At 63.0% G+C, this 17,405-nt stretch carries 13 protein-coding genes and 1 tRNA gene; 3 read left to right on the top strand and 11 right to left on the bottom strand.

All coding sequences use genetic code 11. From position 1 onward, the window contains the following. Positions 1-3: 3 nt before the first annotated feature. Positions 4-2,721: a DNA polymerase I gene (gene polA, locus DVB37_RS07170; RefSeq protein WP_120154463.1), complete on the bottom strand. Its 2,718-nt coding sequence runs from the start codon at positions 2,719-2,721 to the stop codon at positions 4-6. A 52-nt stretch (positions 2,722-2,773) separates the two neighbouring features. Here polA and DVB37_RS07165 point away from each other — a divergent pair, with 52 nt between their 5' ends. Further along, positions 2,774-3,400, top strand: coding sequence for a TIGR00730 family Rossman fold protein (locus DVB37_RS07165; RefSeq protein ID WP_046802883.1), 627 nt, complete (start codon positions 2,774-2,776; stop codon positions 3,398-3,400). Positions 3,401-3,534: 134 nt separating this feature from the next. On the opposite strand, the gene DVB37_RS07160 is transcribed toward DVB37_RS07165, so the two are convergent. Next, positions 3,535-4,398 carry a LysR family transcriptional regulator gene (locus tag DVB37_RS07160; protein ID WP_046802779.1) on the bottom strand — a complete coding sequence of 288 codons (864 nt, stop codon included), beginning with the start codon at positions 4,396-4,398 and terminating at the stop codon, positions 3,535-3,537. 106 nt (positions 4,399-4,504) lie between these two features. Between DVB37_RS07160 and DVB37_RS07155 the strand changes: the two genes are divergently transcribed. Then, positions 4,505-4,903, top strand: coding sequence for a 4-oxalocrotonate tautomerase (locus DVB37_RS07155; protein WP_104143182.1), 399 nt, complete (start codon positions 4,505-4,507; stop codon positions 4,901-4,903). A 117-nt stretch (positions 4,904-5,020) separates the two neighbouring features. On the opposite strand, the gene typA is transcribed toward DVB37_RS07155, so the two are convergent. The 8 genes from typA to scpB all read right to left on the bottom strand — a co-directional run bounded on the left by typA (position 5,021) and on the right by scpB (position 16,877). Next, entirely contained in the window at positions 5,021-6,844 is a 1,824-nt protein-coding gene (gene typA, locus DVB37_RS07150) for a translational GTPase TypA (protein ID WP_046802777.1), read from the bottom strand. Beyond that, the gene (truB, locus tag DVB37_RS07145; protein ID WP_046802776.1) at positions 6,841-7,593 is read right to left on the bottom strand and encodes a tRNA pseudouridine(55) synthase TruB; all 753 of its coding nucleotides are present in this window, start codon (positions 7,591-7,593) and stop codon (positions 6,841-6,843) included. Before truB ends, typA begins: the two co-directional genes overlap by 4 nt. A gap of 38 nt (positions 7,594-7,631) precedes the next feature. After that, positions 7,632-8,033 carry a 30S ribosome-binding factor RbfA gene (rbfA, locus tag DVB37_RS07140; protein ID WP_006218273.1) on the bottom strand — a complete coding sequence of 134 codons (402 nt, stop codon included), beginning with the start codon at positions 8,031-8,033 and terminating at the stop codon, positions 7,632-7,634. Positions 8,034-8,056: 23 nt separating this feature from the next. Beyond that, positions 8,057-11,110 (bottom strand): translation initiation factor IF-2, encoded by a 3,054-nt coding sequence (gene infB, locus DVB37_RS07135; protein ID WP_120154461.1) that lies wholly within the window; start codon positions 11,108-11,110, stop codon positions 8,057-8,059. 95 nt (positions 11,111-11,205) lie between these two features. Next, positions 11,206-12,684 (bottom strand): transcription termination factor NusA, encoded by a 1,479-nt coding sequence (gene nusA, locus DVB37_RS07130; protein WP_006218270.1) that lies wholly within the window; start codon positions 12,682-12,684, stop codon positions 11,206-11,208. After that, complete coding sequence (rimP, locus tag DVB37_RS07125; protein WP_104143179.1) at positions 12,681-13,184, bottom strand: ribosome maturation factor RimP; 504 nt, start codon at positions 13,182-13,184, stop codon at positions 12,681-12,683. The genes nusA and rimP overlap by 4 nt, the downstream gene beginning before the upstream one ends. 595 nt (positions 13,185-13,779) lie before the next feature. Further along, positions 13,780-15,615: a 23S rRNA pseudouridine(2605) synthase RluB gene (rluB, locus tag DVB37_RS07120; protein WP_162941170.1), complete on the bottom strand. Its 1,836-nt coding sequence runs from the start codon at positions 15,613-15,615 to the stop codon at positions 13,780-13,782. A gap of 35 nt (positions 15,616-15,650) precedes the next feature. Further along, entirely contained in the window at positions 15,651-16,877 is a 1,227-nt protein-coding gene (scpB, locus tag DVB37_RS07115) for an SMC-Scp complex subunit ScpB (protein WP_120154456.1), read from the bottom strand. Between the two features lie 62 nt (positions 16,878-16,939). Between scpB and DVB37_RS07110 the strand changes: the two genes are divergently transcribed. Further along, positions 16,940-17,016 (top strand) — tRNA-Met (locus DVB37_RS07110). Here the strand turns inward: DVB37_RS07110 and DVB37_RS28295 are convergent. Next, the gene (locus DVB37_RS28295; protein WP_162941169.1) at positions 16,995-17,201 is read right to left on the bottom strand and encodes a hypothetical protein; all 207 of its coding nucleotides are present in this window, start codon (positions 17,199-17,201) and stop codon (positions 16,995-16,997) included. The two genes, DVB37_RS07110 and DVB37_RS28295, sit on opposite strands and share 22 nt — an antisense overlap. Positions 17,202-17,405 lie beyond the last annotated feature (204 nt).

Raw genomic sequence — 17,405 nt, 5'->3', positions numbered from 1 at the left:
CGCTTAGTGCGCCTGTTCCCAGTTCTTGCCCATGCCCACTTCCGCGACCAGCGGCACGCGCAGTTCGGCCACCGAGCACATCAGGCGAGGCACTGCTTCCTTGACCACGTCGATCTCGGCATCCGGCGCTTCCAGAACCAGTTCATCGTGTACCTGCATGATCATGCGGGTTTGCAGTTTTTCGGCTTCCAGCCAATCTTGCACGGCCACCATGGCCAGCTTGATGAGGTCAGCCGCCGTGCCCTGCATGGGCGCGTTGATGGCGGCCCGCTCGGCGCCTTGCCGACGCGGCCCCGAGGCGCCACGGATCTCGGGCAGTTGCAGGCGTCGACCGAAAACCGTTTCGACGTAGCCCTGTTCGCGCGCCAGTCTGCGGGTATTTTCCATGTACATCGCCACGCCGGGATAGCGGGCGAAATAGCGGTCGATGTAGGCTTGCGCGGCGTCCCGGGTGATGCCCAGGTTGGACGCCAGGCCGAACACGCCCATGCCGTAGATCAGGCCAAAGTTGATGGCTTTGGCCGCGCGACGCTGGTCCGTCGACACGTCCGCCAAGGCCACGCCGAACACTTCGGCCGCCGTGGCGCGGTGAATGTCTTCGCCGGCGGCGAACGCGCTTTGCAGATTGGCGTCATCGGACACGTGCGCCATGATGCGCAGTTCAATCTGCGAATAGTCGGCCGACAGCAGCACGCCCTGCTCGGCAATGAAGGCTTCGCGCACGCGGCGGCCCGCCTCGGTGCGCACGGGAATATTCTGCAAGTTGGGATCGGACGAGGCCAAGCGGCCCGTGATGACCGCCGCCTGCGAATAACGCGTGTGCACGCGGCCCGTGGCCGGGTTGATCATGCGCGGCAGCTTGTCCGTGTAGGTGGACTTCAGCTTGGACAGCCCCCGGTATTCCAGCAGCACCTGGGGCAGCGGGTAGTCCAGCGCCAGCTTGGTCAGCACGTCTTCGTCGGTTGACGGTGCACCGCTGGCGGTCTTGCGCACCACCGGCAACTGCATGCGTTCAAACAGGATTTCGCCCAGCTGCTTGGGCGAATTCAAATTGAAGGGCTGGCCGGCCAGTTCATAGGCTTTTTGCTCCAGGCGCAGCATTTCCTGGCCCAACTTGTGGCTTTGGCGGCCCAGCTCTTCGGCGTCCACCTTCACGCCATTGCGTTCGATCGTGGTCAGCACCGCCGACACCTTGATCTCAAGCTGGTAGATGCGGTCCAGGCCCTGGTCCGCCGCCACCATCGGGCGCAGCACACGGTGCAATTGCAAGGTGAAGTCGGCGTCTTCGGCGGCGTAATGCCCCGCCTTGTCGACAGCCACCTCGTCAAAGCCGATCTGCTTGGCGCCCTTGCCGCATAGGTCTTCGTACGACACGCCGCTGCGGCCCAGATAGCGCTGTGCCAGGTCGTTCAGCCCCACGCCGCGATGCGATTCCAGCACATACGCTTGCAGCATCGTGTCGTCGGTGATGCCGGCCAGCGCAATGCCTTCGTTGGCGAACACATGCGCGTCGTACTTGGCGTGATGCAGCAGCTTGGCGCGCGACGCATCTTCCAGCCACGGCTTCAGGCGCGCCAGCACCTCGGCCTTGGGCAACTGCGTGGCGCCGTCCGGCCCGCGATGCGCCACGGGGATGTAGCAGGCAACGCCCGGCTCTACCGCCAAGGACAAGCCCACCAGCCGTGCCTGCATCTGGTCCAGCGACGTGGTTTCAGTGTCCAGCGCCACCAGGGACGCGTGTTGCAGCCGCTCGAACCAGGCGTCGAATTCGGCCCAGTCGGAAATGATGCGGTAGTCCAGCTCGGCGGGCGCCTCCGGCACATCCACCGCGATGCGCGCATCGCCCGCGGGCACGCGCTCGGCATCCCCGGTCAGGTCGCGCAGCCAGGTACGGAAGCCGTAGCGCTCGTACAGCTCGGTCAAGGTGGCGTCGTCGCGCTCGCGCGGCTTCAGGTCGTCCACGCTTTCGACATGGCCGGTCAGGTCGCAGTCGTACTTCACCGTCAGCAATTGGCGGGTCAGCGGAAAGTTGGGGATGGCCTCGCGCAGGTTGTTGCCGGCTACACCCTTGATGCTGTCGGCGCCTTCGATCAGCTTGTCGATCGAGCCGAATTCGGACAACCACTTCACGGCCGTCTTTGGGCCGACCTTGGTCACGCCCGGCACGTTGTCGACGGTATCGCCCACCAGCATCAGGTAGTCGACGATGCGGTCGGGCGGCACGCCAAACTTGTTGACCACACCGGGTTCGTCCAGCACTTCGCCGGTCATGGTGTTGACCAGGGTGACGTGGCTGTTGACCAGCTGCGCCAGGTCCTTGTCGCCCGTCGAGACGATGGTGTGCACATCGTGTTCGGCGGCGCGCTTGGCCAGCGTGCCGATCACGTCGTCGGCTTCTACCCCTTCGATGGCCAGCACCGGCCAGCCCAGCGCGCGCACCGCGCGGTGGATGGGTTCGATCTGCGCGGCCAGATCTTCCGGCATGGGCGGGCGATGCGACTTGTATTCGGGATACAGATCGTCTCGGAAAGTCTTGCCGCGAGCATCGAAAATACATGCGGCATACTCTGCCTTATGATCAGATACAAGCTTGCGCAGCATATTGACCACGCCGTACAGCGCACCCGTGGGTTCGCCTTGCGCGTTGCGCAAATCAGGCATAGCGTGGAAAGCGCGGTACAAGTAGCTTGAACCGTCGACCAGTAATAAGGTTTTTTTCATGGTTACAAAGGCAGATATGGAAACACCCGCCGGCAAACAAATTCCGCTGATTATGTCAGAGATACGGACGGCGGCAGATAAGCTCGCGAACATCGGGCCCGCAGTCAGTGTCTTCGGCAGCGCACGCGTCAGCCGCAACTCCCCCCACTATGAAACCACCGTTGCCATTTCGGCCGCCTTGGCCGGCGCCGGGTTCGCGGTCATTGCAGGGGGCGGCCCCGGCATCATGGAGGCCGCCAACAAGGGAGCCTTCGAAGCAGGCGGCACCAGCATCGGGCTGAATATCAGCCTGCCGCACGAAGCGCACAACAACGAATACCAAACCATCAGCCTGTCATTCGAGTATTTCTTCTCGCGCAAGGCCACGTTCTTCATGCACAGCTTCGCCTACGTGGCGATGCCGGGCGGCTTTGGCACGCTGGACGAGCTCTTCGAAGCGCTGACGCTGATCCAGACAGGCAAAGTGCCGCCCGCGCCCATCGTGCTGGTGGGCAGCGAATACTGGTCGGGCATGGTCGAGTGGCTGGGCGATCAGGTGCTGGGTAACGGCATGATCGGCGCGCACGACCTTGACCTTTTCATCATCGAGGACGACCCCGTCAAAGTGGTGCGCCGCGTCGTGGAATTCCATGACAAAGTCACTTCCGAAGCCCAATACGCGCCGTCCCTGCCCGCCTGAGCCTGAGGCTTGGCCTGAGCTCCGGCCTGAGCCCTGGGCTCGACTTCAAGCATGATGCGGCGGCCGCCCCAGGCCGCCGTTTCAAGCGCATGGCTTCACGCCAGCATCTCGGGTCGTCATCTCAGCCCATCGCCTCACGCCATGGCTTTGACGATGGCTTCGCGCGCCAGGCCGATGAATTCGCTCTCTCCGGGGCGGGCGGGCAATAGCCGAAATTCCACCGACGGCAGCGTCGGCAGGCCGGGCGCGTGCAACCGCGCGATGCCGGGCGCAAGCGCCGACTCGTTCAGGCAGGCCACCCCCAGGCCCGCCGAAATAGCCAGCTGCAAGCCCGCCACGCCGGATGCCACATGCGCCACCGCGTAGGGCACGGCGCGCCGCGTCAACTGACGCTCTACGTACTGGCGCAATGCGCATGTCTCGGGCAAGACCAGCAGCGGCAAGGGCTCGCCAGCGGGCGCCGCGGCGCCTTCCGCCGCCATCCATAGCAGCGGCTCGCGGCGCAGCAATGCACCCTGGGCCCTGGCCCGTGGCGCGCCGCGTTCCTGGATCGACATCGATATGCCCACGTCGATTTCACCTCGTTCGTAGGCAGCCTCGATCGCGCCGCTTTTCATGATCGTCACGTGCAAGCGCACCTGCGGATACTGTTCGTTCAAGCGCCGCAGCATGCGCGCCACATCGCCGGGGCGAAAGTAATCCGTGATGAACAGCCGCAATTCGCCGCGCAGCGCCACGCCGCGTAAATCGCGATAGGCCTCGTCACTAAGCGCAAGAATGGCGCGGGCGTGACGCAGCAGCCGCTCGCCCGCCGGCGTGGCCGTCACGCCGGTTTTGGCGCGTATCAGCAGCGCCTGGCCGGCGCGCTCTTCCAGCTTGCGCATCTGTTCGCTGACCGATGACTGCGACAGAAAAACCTTGGGCGCCGCCGCCGTCAGGCTGCCGGCATCAAGCACGGCGACCAGCGTGCGCAACTGGTCAAGGTCAAATCCAGACATAGCGTATCCAACGGATAAGTCGATGGATGGAATCGTAATTTCCCGCTTTTCCGATGTCAAACGCTTCCCTACACTGGCCTTGTACCCTCACACACAGGAGCCAGTCATGCCCCATATCGTCGTACACATTTCCGGTCAATCGGACCCCGCCATCAATCGTCGCGTGGTCGACTCGGTGGCCGGACTGACACAGTCCGTGCTGGGCAAGAAGCTGCCTGTCATCGCCATTACGTTGCAGCACATTCCGCACGATCTCTGGTTCATCGGCGGCAAGCCGCTATCGGAACTGGGCAAGAACGCCTTCCACCTGGACATCAGCGTCACGGACGAAACCAACACCAAGGCCGAAAAGGCACGCTATATCAAAGAGATCTATGCGTCCTTCCAGCAGATATTGGGCGAGCTGCACGAATGCTCGTACGTGCACGTGATCGACGCGCGGGCAGCAGCCTATGGATACGGCGGCGCCACGCAGGAATACCGGCATCAGCAAAGCGGGGTGTAGTCCTCCGGCGGCGGCCCCGCAGCGGGCCGACGCACGCATGAAAAAAAGCCGCGCACCAACAGGTGCGCGGCTTTTTGCTGCCGAACCGCCAGGGAGGAATATCCCCGGGGGCTCGCCTTAGACCGAGGCTTCGCGCGCGGCGCGCTTGCGTTCGTTTTCCAGCAGATGGCGCTTGCGCAGACGGATCGACTTCGGCGTGATTTCAACGAGCTCGTCGTCGTCGATGAATTCCACGGCGTATTCCAGGGACATCTGAATCGGCGGCACCAGGCGCACGGCTTCGTCGGTACCCGAGGCGCGCACGTTGGTCAGCTGCTTGCCCTTGATCGGGTTCACGACCAGGTCGTTGTCACGGCTGTGAATGCCGATGATCATGCCTTCATACAGCGCATCACCCGGGCTCACGAACATGCGGCCGCGATCCTGCAGCTTCCACAGCGCGTAGGCCACGGCATCGCCTTGGTCCTGGCTGATCAGCACGCCGTTGCGACGCTCGCCGATCGAACCTTCCTTGACCGGGGCGTATTCGTGGAAGATGTGGCTCATCAAACCCGTGCCGCGCGTCAGCGTCAGGAATTCGTTCTGGAAGCCGATCAGGCCACGGGCCGGGATCAGGTATTCCAGACGCGTACGGCCACGGCCGTCCGGCTGCATGTCCTGCAGGTCGCCCTTGCGGCGGCCCAGCTCTTCCATGACGCCACCCTGGTGGGCATCTTCAACGTCGATGGTCAACGATTCGAACGGCTCGCACTTCACGCCGTCGATGTCCTTGAACACCACGCGCGGACGCGACACGGCCAGCTCGTAGCCTTCGCGACGCATCGTTTCCAGCAGAATCGTCAGGTGCAGTTCGCCACGGCCCGACACTTCAAACACCGTGTCGTCGCCCGTGTCGCGCACACGCAGCGCCACGTTGGACTTCAGTTCGCGGTCCAGGCGGTCGCGCACTTGGCGGCTGGTCACGAACTTGCCTTCGCGGCCGGCCAGCGGCGACGTATTAACCATGAAGTTCATGGTCAGCGTCGGCTCGTCGATGCGCAGCATCGGCAGGGCTTCCTGCGTGATCACGTCGGTCACGGTGCAACCAATGCCCAGTTCTTCGATGCCGTTGATCAGCACGATGTCGCCGGCTTCGGCTTCTTCAACCACAACGCGCTCCAGGCCATGGAACTTCTGGACCTGGTTGATGCGGCCCTTGCCGCCTTGGCCGTCGGGACCAAACTTGTAAGCCACTTCCATGCCGGGGCGCATGCGACCACGGTTGATGCGGCCCACGCCGATCTTGCCGACGTAACTGTTGTAGTCCAGCGAGATGATTTGCATCTGCAGCGGGCCGTTGGGATCGTCGTCACGCTGCGGCACGTGCTGCAAAATGGCTTCGAACAACGGGCGCATGTTGCCTTCGCGCACGTCCGGGGTCAGGCCGGCGTAGCCGGACAAGCCCGAGGCGTACACCACCGGGAAGTCCAGCTGTTCTTCCGTCGCGCCCAGCTTGTCGAACAGGTCGAACGTGGCGTTGATGACGAAGTCGGTACGGGCGCCCGGGCGGTCAACTTTGTTGACGACCACGATCGGCTTCAGGCCCAGGGCCAGCGCCTTGCGGGTCACGAAAATGGTCTGCGGCATCGGGCCTTCAACGGCGTCAACCAGCAGCAGCACGCCGTCAACCATGGACAGCACGCGTTCGACTTCGCCACCGAAGTCAGCGTGGCCCGGGGTGTCGACGATGTTGATGTGCGTGCCTTCGTATTCAACGGCACAGTTCTTGGCCAGAATCGTGATGCCGCGTTCTTTTTCCAGGTCGTTCGAGTCCATGACCCGTTCGGTCAGCGCCTGGTTTTCGCGGAAGGTGCCGGATTGGCGCAGCAGCTGGTCGACCAGGGTTGTTTTACCGTGGTCCACGTGGGCGATGATGGCGACGTTGCGCAAGGCGCGAGTCATAGCGAGTCCTTTAAGGTCAGGGTGGAGGGCAGCAAGCCCTCCGGCAATTCGTTCAGTGCAAGCAATGCCTGCTTGGGGTCTGGCATGGCCTGCAAGGCTTCCAGCTCAACGGCGCGTTCCAGAGAAAATGGCCCGACATGCGTGCGCCGCAGCGCCGTCAGGTGGGCGAAACAGCCCAGCACGCGCCCGATGTCCTGGGCCAGTGTTCGGATGTATGTGCCTTTACTGCAAGCCACATCGATCTCTGCCTGCGTTCCCGAAAGGGACAACAGCTCGATGCGGTGAATCGTGATCTGGCGCGGGGCCCGTTCCAGCTCGATGCCGGCGCGCGCGTACTCGTACAGCGGTTTGCCATCGCGCTTAAGCGCGGAGTACATCGGCGGAATCTGCTCGATCGTGCCCGAGAAACGTGACAGCGCGTCGCGCAGCGCCTGTTCGTCAACGGTAAAGCCCGGTTCGGCGGTGGACACGACATTGCCGGTCAGGTCGCCAGAATCGGTTTCGCTGCCAAATTGCAGCGTAGCGCGATACGCCTTGTCAGCGTTAAGCATCGCGCCGGAAATCTTGGTTGCGCGTCCCATGCAGCACACCAGCAAGCCGGTGGCGAAGGGATCCAGCGTGCCCGTATGACCGGCTTTCGCCGCGTCCATGGAACGCTTGGCGCGTTGCAAGGCGTGGTTGCTCGACAAACCTACGGGTTTGTCGAGCAACAGCACACCGTCGAGCAAAAGCCCGCGTCGTTTAGCCATCGTCGGAATCCGGTTGAAAAGCAGTGACGACAGCCCGATCAGGACTGGTCTTCAGGTTCGTCAGGCACGCCCGAGTGCGGGCCGGGCCGGTTTGCGCGGTCGATGAGGATCGACATTTCGATGCCACGGGCAATCTGCTCGTCGTGGAAGAAGCGCAAAGTGGGGACAGTGTGAATGTGCAGCAGCTTGTAAAGCTGGGAATGCAGCCAACCGGCTTTTTCGTTCAGCAAGGCGGTGGCGGCTTCGGGCTCGGCGCCCAAAACCGTGAACCACACCTTGGCATGCGCGTAGTCGGTCGACAATTCCACACCAGAGAGCGTGATCAGCCCGGCGCGAGACATATCGATCTCGCGCTGGATGATCTCGGCCAGATCCTTCTGGATCTGGTCGGCCAGCCGCAAATTGCGGCCGGGGATGGCTTTGGACTTGTGACGGCTCATTAGCAATAATGCCTCGCGACGCTTTACAGCGTACGCGCGATTTCCTTGATTTCAAAGACTTCCAGCTGGTCACCCACCTGGATGTCGTTGTTGCCGCGCAGCGTAAGACCGCAATCGAAGCCCGACTTGACTTCCTTGACGTCGTCCTTGAAGCGGCGCAGCGATTCAAGATGCCCCGTCCAGTGAACCACGTTGTTGCGCAGCAGGCGTACCTGGGAATCGCGGCGGACGATGCCGTCAAGCACCATACAACCAGCGATGTTGCCAAGGCGCGAGATGCTGTAGACCTCACGGATCTCGACCAGGCCGATGATTTCTTCCTTCTTCTCGGGCGCCAACATGCCCGACATGGCCGCCTTAACTTCATCCACGGCGTCATAGATGATGTTGTAGTAGCGCACGTCGATGCCGTTGTTCTCGGCCAGCTTCTTGGCGCTTGCTTCCGCACGCACGTTAAAGCCGATCACGACCGCGTTCGAGGCAATAGCCAGGTTGATGTCGGTTTCCGAGATGCCGCCCACGGCCGCGTGCACCACTTGCACACGGACTTCGTCGGTCGACAGCTTGACCAGCGACTGAACCAGCGCTTCCTGCGAACCCTGCACGTCGGTCTTGACGATAAGGGTAAGCGTTTGCGTGCCCTCGCCCAGGTTGTCGAACATCGATTCCAGCTTGGCGGCCTGTTGGCGTGCCAGCTTGACGTCGCGGAACTTGCCTTGGCGGAACAGCGCGATTTCGCGCGCCTTGCGTTCGTCGGACAGCGCCATCAGTTCGTCGCCGGCGGCGGGAACTTCGGTCAGACCCTGAATTTCCACCGGGATGGACGGGCCCGCCGATTGGATCGGCTTGCCGTTTTCGTCCAGCATGGCGCGCACGCGGCCAAAGCTTGCGCCGGCCAGCACGACGTCGCCGCGCTTGAGCGTGCCGCTTTGCACCAGGATCGTCGCGACCGGGCCACGGCCCTTGTCCAGACGGGCTTCGATGACCAGACCCTTGGCGGGTGCGTCTTCCGGAGCCTTCAATTCCAGCACTTCGGCTTGCAGCAGGAGGTTTTCCAGCAGATCGTCAATGCCTTCGCCGGTCTTGGCCGACACGCCCACGAAGGGCACGTCACCACCGTATTCTTCCGGCACGACCTGTTCGGCAACCAGTTCCTGCTTGACGCGTTCCGGGTTGGCCGACGGCTTGTCGATCTTGGTCACGGCCACAACCATGGGCACGCCCGCGGCCTTGGCGTGGTGGATGGCTTCACGCGTTTGCGGCATCACGCCGTCGTCGGCGGCAACCACCAGAATCACGATGTCGGTCGCCTTGGCGCCGCGGGCACGCATGGCGGTGAACGCCTCGTGGCCCGGGGTGTCAAGGAAGGTCACCATGCCGCGTTCGGTTTGAACGTGGTAGGCGCCAATGTGTTGCGTAATGCCGCCGGCTTCGCCCGCGGCAACCTTGGCGCGGCGGATGTGATCCAGCAGCGAGGTCTTGCCGTGGTCGACGTGGCCCATGACGGTCACGACCGGAGCGCGCGGCAGTTGTTCGGCTTCGGACACCGTGGCGGATTCGTCCAGGAATGCTTCCGGATCGTCCAGCTTGGCGGCGATGGCCACGTGGCCCAGTTCCTCGACCACGATCATGGCCGTTTCCTGGTCCAGCACCTGGTTGATGGTGACCATCTGGCCCAGCTTCATCAGATGCTTGATGACTTCGGCGGCCTTCACGGACATCTTGTGAGCCAGGTCGGCCACGCTGATGGTTTCCGGCACGTGAACTTCGCGTGCAATGAATTCCTGCGGTGCGGGCTCGTTGCGGCGGTCGTTCTGCTGGTTGCGGCCACCACGGCCGCCGCCCTTGCCACCACCCTTGCCACCTGCACGCCAGCCATCACGGCTGGCCGGGGCGGCCGGCTTGTCGGCGGGCTTCTTGCGCGAGGCGTCATCCGACCAGGTCGAAGCAACTTCGGCGGTCTTGATGGTCTTTTTCGCGCCAGGAGCGGCGGGCTTGGCGTCCTTCTTGGCGCCAGGCGTGGCACCCGGCTTGCCGGCCGGCTTGTGCAGCGTGCCGGAAATCGGCGCGGCAGCGGCGGCAGCGGGGGCCTCCGGTTCAGGAGCACGCAGCACCTTGCGCGGACGATTCAGCATCTCGCGCAGCGCGGCGGCTTCGGCCTCGGCGGCACGGCGCGCCTCATCGCGGCCACCCGACGTAGCGGACGCAGCAAGGGGCGGGCCGGCGCGGCGGTTGTCGGCACGGTTGCCCACCTTGACGGGGGGCGCGGCCGGCGCGGGCGCGGCGGTTTTCACGGGTTCGGACTTCGCGGCAGGCTGCGCCTGGGCGATCGGCGCAGTGGCCTCGGGGGAAGGTGTATCGGACTTATTGGCTAGCACAACGGGTTCCGGCTTGGCTTCTTCAGCCTTGGGCTCGGTGGATTCAGTCTTAACTTCGGGCTTGGCCTCTTCGGCCACGGGCTCGGCAGGAGCAGGCGCCGGCGTCGGTTCGGGTTCAGGCTGGGCCTGGACTTCGGCGGCTTGCGCCTCGACGGGGGCGGGCACTTCGGCCGCGACGGGTTCAACAGGCGCGGGCGCTTCAACCGGCGCGGGCGCTTCTACAGCAACGGGCTCTTGTGCCGCGGCAGGGGCCGAAGCCTCGGCCTTGTCGGCAGTGGTCTCGCGGGGCTCGACCACGGCAGGAGCCTCGGGTGCAGCCGGCGCGGACACCTGCTGCTCTTCTTCGATCGCAACTTCATCTTCGGCACGCGCGGACGCGGCTTGCTCAAGGGCGATTTCGGAGGGATCACGCTTGACGAACACGCGCTTCTTGCGCACTTCGACCTGAATCGTGCGCGAGCGGCCGGTGGCATCAGCCTGCCGGATCTCGGACGTCTGGCGGCGCGTCAAGGTGATCTTCTTGCCTTCGGTCGCGCCATGGGCGCGACGCAGCGATTCGAGCAATTTCGCCTTGTCGCTGTCGGTGACGGAATCGTCAACCGATTTGAGGTCAACACCAGCCGAGCGCAGCTGATCCAGCAGCACATTGGCAGGCATTTTCAGCTCGGTAGCGAACTGGGCGACGGTGTTACTCGACATTAGGCTCTCTCTTCCCTATATGCAGCTATTACAAACAACGTGAACTTGCGGTGGATGAATCCAGCACTACCCACCGCAGACCCGTGTCCTTTTGGTTATTCTTCGTCGAACCAATGGGCACGGGCACGCATGATGAGGTCGCTGGCTTCCTGCTCGGTCAAGCCGGCGATTTCCGCCAGTTCGTCCGTTGCCAATTCGGCCAGATCATCACGCGTATGCACTTGACGCTCGGCCAGCTTTGCAGCCAGTTCTTGCGTCATGCCTTCGAGTTCAAGCAAATCCTGTGCGGTCTCAAGACGCTCTTCCTGGGCAATTGCCTCAGTCAGCAGCGCATTGCGGGCACGGGCGCGCAATTCATTGATGGTGTCTTCGTCAAACGCTTCGATTTCCAGCAGTTCCTGCATGGGTACGTAAGCGATTTCCTCGATACCGGTAAAACCTTCGTCGATCAGGATGTCGGCGACTTCCTCATCAACGTCCAACTTGCTCATGAACGTGGTGCGCAGACCCGAACGCTCGACTTCCTGGCGATTCAGGCTTTCTTCCGGCGTCATGATGTTGATCTGCCAGCCCGTCAGCTCGGACGCCAGGCGCACGTTCTGACCCTTGGCGCCGATGGCCTTGGGCAGGTTTTCTTCGTCAACCACGACGTCCATCGCATGCTTGTCTTCATCAACGACGATCGATTCGACGTTGGCCGGCGCCAAGGCGCCAATGACAAACTGCGCGGGGTCTTCAGACCACAACACGATGTCGACCTGTTCACCACCCAGCTCGTTACGAACCGCGGTGACGCGCGAACCGCGCATGCCGACGCAGGTGCCGATCGGGTCGATACGCTTATCGTATGCCACCACGGCGATCTTGGCACGCACACCCGCGTCGCGAGCGGCAGCCTTGATCTCGAGCAGACCCTGTTCGATTTCGGGCACTTCGTTCTCGAACAGCTGGCGAATGAACTCGGGCGAGGTGCGCGACAGGATCACCTGCTGACCACGCGCGGCGTGGTCAACACGCAACACGTAGGCGCGGACGCGGTCGGCAACCCGGAGATTTTCCTTCGGGATCATTTCGGAACGCGGCAGGCGCGCTTCGATCTTGCCGGTTTCGACAATGGCGTCGCCCTTGTCCATGCGCTTGATCGTGCCGGACACAATGGTTTCGCCACGGTCCAGGAAGTCGTTCAGCACCTGTTCGCGTTCAGCGTCCCGGATCTTTTGCAAGATGGCCTGCTTGGCCGCCTGCGCGCCGATACGGCCGAATTCGATGGGCTCAAGCGGCTCTTCGATGTATTCGCCTTCCTGAATATCAGGAACGATTTCTTGCGCGTCCGACAGCATTTCCTGCTTGTCGGGCTCTTGCAGGCCCGCTTCGTCGGGCACCACCAGCCAGCGGCGGAAGCCCTCGTGATCGCCGGTTTCCCTATCGATGGCGACACGAATGTCCGCATCATCCTTGAAGCGCTTTTTCATGGCCGAGGCCAGCGCGCTTTCCAGCGCACCGAACACGACGTCACGCGTGACGTTCTTTTCACGCGCCAAGGCATCGACCAACAGAAGAATTTCGCGACTCATCGCTTTTTGCCCTTGAAATCCAGAACGGGATCCAGTTTTGCACGTTCGATATCTTCGACCGTGAAATTCAACACCTGGATTTCGTTCTTTTTTGCCTCAAATTCGAGACCGAAGACGGTCTTGTGCATCCCAGCGTCGGCTTCCGAGGCGGCGGCGTCGTCTTCGGGCACGGTCAACGTGCCGGAGAAAACCTTACGTCCGTCTAATGCCTCACGCAGCTTGATTTCGATGCGCTCGCCTGCAAACCGGCGGAATTCGGCTTCGTTGCGCAACGGGCGGTCAATGCCCGGCGAACCGACTTCCAGTCGTTTGTAGTCGACGTTTTCGACTTCGAACACCCGCGACAACTGGCGGGAAACCTGTTCACAGTCTTCGATGCGCACACCGCCGACCCGATCGATCGTTACGCGCAAAAGGCCCAGGGCGGCACGCTCGACGTCCACGAGTTCGACGTCCATGCCGGCCAGAGCCTCTTCGGTCAATGCGAATAAATCAGCCATATACTCAAAAAAAATGGGCTGCACGCCCAGCCCACCGATATTGCGCAGAGCCCAGCCGCTTCCCTACTGCACGTAAGGAGCAATGCTGGGCAGCGCCCTATATTGCGACCTAAATTGATGCACCACGGGTCATTCCGACCCTGCCTGCCCCACAACCCGATATTGAAACCTCGGGTCCGGCGGCACTTGGCGCATATCCGATGCCAAACTGCTATTGAACAACTTCGTATTCAACAACCGCTGAGAACCGCAGCTATTGCAAACCCGCTGCGCTTCAATTGCTAATGCAAACTGCTGCCGGCTGCCGGCTATAACACCTGGCAGTCATACCAGCATTCGAACCGGTACTCATACCAGCATTCATACCAGCCGCGACCCCGGCGTTGACTCCGGCTTTGACCCCAGCATTGGCAACAACCAAGCCTGCCAAAGCGGCATCTCGACCCCATCGCCCGGCAAAGGGCAATGACGCGAAGCCATGAAAACCATTGATTTTACCAGATAAACCGGAAAAACGCCTGATTCGTCACGGGCTTACGCTTATACGGGACATATCGGGGTCGGCGGCGCGCCAAACGCGCCGCCAGCAAGCGGATCAGCGGCCCTGACGGCCTCGTCCACCCATCACACCCAACCGCGATTCATGCGCCGAGGCGCCTCGCGGCTGCCAATCGTCGCCGCGCGGGCCCGACGAGGCAGAGGAAGCACTGCGTGGAGCGCGCGGCTTGCCGCCCGCCCCCGGACCCTTGTTCGCAGCCGAGCCGCCGGCATTGCGCGAACCTTCCGCCTTATTGCCGCCACGGCCGCCGGCGCCGGCAGGCTTGCCGTTACCGCTACGCCCACCATTGGCGCCACGCGCGCCCGCCGGCTTGCCACCGGGCTTGCCGCCCGAAGGTTTGCGGCCACCGCCCACGGGCGCTTCGGCCACGTTGCCGGCCCCGACATCAGCCGAAGCCACGTTGCCGCGTTGACCATCTGCCGCCGCCGCGCGCGGACCGCGCGGGCCTCGCGGCTTGCCGCCGGGTTTTCCGCCCGGCTTGCCGCCTTGCTTGCCGCCAGGACGGCCGCCACCAGCTGCGGCCGAACGCTCGCCGCCGGGTTTGCCGCCCTTGCGGTTGCCGCCCGGCCCTTCCGAGGCCAGCGGATGACCGTTGGCATAGCCACCGGCAATCATCAATCCGGTGCCAAAGGGATCGGACGGGCATGCGGCGGTTTGACCCGCGCTACCCAGCCGGCCGCCTTGCAGTTTGCCGCGACGACCGATTCGGGCGCCGTTCATACCATTGCGATCCATCGTGCCGAAGCCGGGAGGCAGCGCGCTGTCATGCGACACGGGCTGCTTCGAACGGCGACGGTTGCCGCCGGATTCGTCGTCATCGCGCAACAGGCCCAGCTGGACCATCAGCGCGGTAACCAGCGAACCATCCAATTCTTCCCAGCGACCACGACGCAATGTGCGCGGCAGGACCACGTCACCGAAGCGAGTGCGGATCAGGCGGCTGACCGTCACACCTACCGCTTCGAACATGCGGCGGACTTCGCGGTTGCGCCCTTCCTGCAAGGTCACGCGATACCAGCGGTTGCTGCCGTCGCCACCCAGGTAATCCAGCGCGCCGAACGCGGCCACGCCGTCTTCAAGTTCGATGCCGTCCACCAGCGACTGGCGCTGCGCTTCGTCCATCTCGCCCAGCACGCGGACCGCGTACTCGCGTTCCGTGCCATAGCGCGGATGCATGATTCGGTTGGCCATGTCGCCCGACGTCGTGAAGATCAGCAGACCTTCCGTGTTCAGGTCAAGACGCCCGACCGACAGCCACTTGCCCGTGCGCAGCTTGGGCAAGCGTGCAAACACGCTGGCGCGGCCGGCCGGATCGTCATGGCTGACGATTTCGCCAGCCGGCTTGTGATACAGAATTACGCGCGGCGGCTTTTTCGTATTCGTGCGCATGATCGGTTTGCCGTTCACGCGGACCTGATCGTTGGGCGCAACGCGTTGGCCGATATGGGCCGGCTCGCCATTGACGGACACGCGACCGGCAACGATCAACTCTTCCATCTCGCGGCGCGAGCCGATGCCGGCGTCCGCCAGCACCTTGTGCAGCTTGGGCATGACCGAATCGCTGTTCAGGTACTTGCCCAGGCGCTGTTCCATGCGATCGGTGTTGTCGAGATACGACAACGCTTGCTCCGCTTCCTGCTCACCACCCCGGGAGTCAGCCGACTCAACCGGTGCCGCGGCCGCAACGGACTGGCCCTCAGCGGGTGCCTGCTCTGCGGCGGCGTCGCCACGGCGACGGCGGAACGGCGTCCTCAGCTTGCGACCGCGCCCACGCGCGCCGGCATCGCCTTCAGCAGAGGGTTCGCGCGCGGCGGAGGCGTCCGGCTGACCGTTGGAAACGGCGTCATCCGAACGGGGATTGTCGTCCTGCATTGCTGTATTCGTTGTCACTGGGACAGCTCCGAATTTCAAACTTGGGTAGGCCTGCCAGGGGCGGGCTCGTCATCATCAGGGGACGCCGAATCAGGATCGGCGCCAGGTTGCGCCGGATCCGCTTCGTCCGAGGCCGTGGAAACGGCATCGGGTTCGGGCCGAACAGGATCATCAAGGCCGAAAGCGGGCTCATGCCCGGCGGCGCCAGGCGCTGCGTGATCGGTCTCGTCAATCGGGTCGGTCGGTTCCGCGTGTTTTGCGTTCGCGACACTTTCCTTTGCAGCACCGGCCGTAGAGGGGTCGGCGGCCATATCGGAAATGTCGTTACCGAACCTGTCGTCGGGAAAACCGGACGGGGTCGGCATATTGGACAAGCCTGCGGCTTGCTCCCGGACGGTGGGTTCGTCGTCGGGATTCGCGCCTTCTTCTGTGCGCGAAACGACGGATTCTACGCTATCGACCGGGTCTATGGGTGCATCCTGTTCCGAAACTGACAATTCCGCAACTGGAACAGGGTCATTTTCTTCGGGGTCGGCCATATTTTCTACGGCAAGCTCGCCTTGGGCATGTTCACCGCCCTCGCCCGCCTCGGCAATGCTGACTTGCCCGTCGGCAGCGGCGTCCGCACCCCCAACTGCCGCTGCCCCTTCCGCCGCCCCTTCTGCCGGCGCCTCAGCGCCCTCGCCCGTCAGTTGCCGGACTTCACCCAGGTCCAGCCCCGCGAGCGCGGCGGCGGCGTGGGCAGACTCCAGAGGCGGCAACTCGTCCAGCGCGCGCAGCCCCAGATCATCCAGGAACTGTCGCGTGGTGCCGAACAGCGCAGGACGACCCGGCGCATCGCGATGCCCGATCACCTCGATCCAGCCACGATCTTCCAAGGCCTTCACAATTTGCGAAGACACCGTCACGCCACGTATATCTTCGATATCGCCGCGCGTAACGGGCTGGCGCCAGGCAACAATCGCCAACGTTTCCATGACCGCGCGCGAATACTTGGGCGGCTTTTCAGGACTCAGGCGCTCAAGGTACCGCTGCATATGCGGGCGGCTCTGGAATCGCCAGCCGCTTGCCAGCTGCACCAGCTCGAGGCCGCCATCGGCCCAATTGGCTTGCAGCGTCTCCAACAGCCCGCGTAGCTTGCTGTTATCGAATTGTTCATCGTCCCCGAATAGCTTGCGCATATCGGACAGTTGCATCGGCTGCACCGCGCATAACAACGCGGTTTCCAGCACGAGTATTGCCTCGCTATCGTTCATCGACATTCAAATTCACAAAGGGCTAACTTGCGCTAGGTTGAAAATAAGGTTAATATTCTTTTCTCAGACGCGGGGTGGAGCAGTCTGGCAGCTCGTCGGGCTCATAACCCGAAGGTCGTAGGTTCAAATCCTGCCCCCGCAACCAAATTTGATGAAGGCCTGGCGAATGCGCCGGGCCTTTTTCATTTGTGCTTCACGGATATAGCTAAAACCAGTTGGTGCGGACACAGCTTGCACGGAAGCGAACGTCACCGCGCCGGCTTTCTCGGCACGCCGAGCCGCCATCAAGACGGGGCTGCAATCGACGGCGTTGATCGGCGTATTGTTCACAAGATTCCTGGGTTGACTGCCAATGACAGGCTGGCGCCACGAAAGGCGAGCGGGTCAAGATAAAGGCGTAGTGTCTGCGCATCGGATATCGCGGCAGACGCTTTAAGCAAATTCTGGAAAAGCCGGCATCAACGGCCAGCAAGCCCGAGGGAAGCGCCGGAACCCGACGCCTGCATTTCACGGCGGTCAGTATCAACGGCCCGA

It is taken from the genome of Achromobacter sp. B7, from assembly GCF_003600685.1.
Taxonomy (GTDB): domain Bacteria; phylum Pseudomonadota; class Gammaproteobacteria; order Burkholderiales; family Burkholderiaceae_B; genus Achromobacter; species Achromobacter spanius_B.
The sequence above is the reverse complement of the archived record's forward strand: the minus strand, read 5'-3'. Positions and strand labels throughout refer to the sequence as shown.

Coding starts and splice junctions, on each gene's coding strand:
- typA (WP_046802777.1), bottom strand. CDS start 6,844: ATGACTCGCGCCTTGCGCAACGTCGCCATCATCGCCCACGTGGACCAC.
- rbfA (WP_006218273.1), bottom strand. CDS start 8,033: ATGAGCCGTCACAAGTCCAAAGCCATCCCCGGCCGCAATTTGCGGCTG.
- DVB37_RS07160 (WP_046802779.1), bottom strand. CDS start 4,398: ATGTCTGGATTTGACCTTGACCAGTTGCGCACGCTGGTCGCCGTGCTT.
- DVB37_RS07165 (WP_046802883.1), top strand. CDS start 2,774: ATGTCAGAGATACGGACGGCGGCAGATAAGCTCGCGAACATCGGGCCC.
- DVB37_RS07155 (WP_104143182.1), top strand. CDS start 4,505: ATGCCCCATATCGTCGTACACATTTCCGGTCAATCGGACCCCGCCATC.
- infB (WP_120154461.1), bottom strand. CDS start 11,110: ATGTCGAGTAACACCGTCGCCCAGTTCGCTACCGAGCTGAAAATGCCT.
- nusA (WP_006218270.1), bottom strand. CDS start 12,684: ATGAGTCGCGAAATTCTTCTGTTGGTCGATGCCTTGGCGCGTGAAAAG.
- polA (WP_120154463.1), bottom strand. CDS start 2,721: ATGAAAAAAACCTTATTACTGGTCGACGGTTCAAGCTACTTGTACCGC.
- scpB (WP_120154456.1), bottom strand. CDS start 16,877: ATGTCGATGAACGATAGCGAGGCAATACTCGTGCTGGAAACCGCGTTG.
- truB (WP_046802776.1), bottom strand. CDS start 7,593: ATGGCTAAACGACGCGGGCTTTTGCTCGACGGTGTGCTGTTGCTCGAC.
- rimP (WP_104143179.1), bottom strand. CDS start 13,184: ATGGCTGATTTATTCGCATTGACCGAAGAGGCTCTGGCCGGCATGGAC.
- rluB (WP_162941170.1), bottom strand. CDS start 15,615: ATGCAGGACGACAATCCCCGTTCGGATGACGCCGTTTCCAACGGTCAG.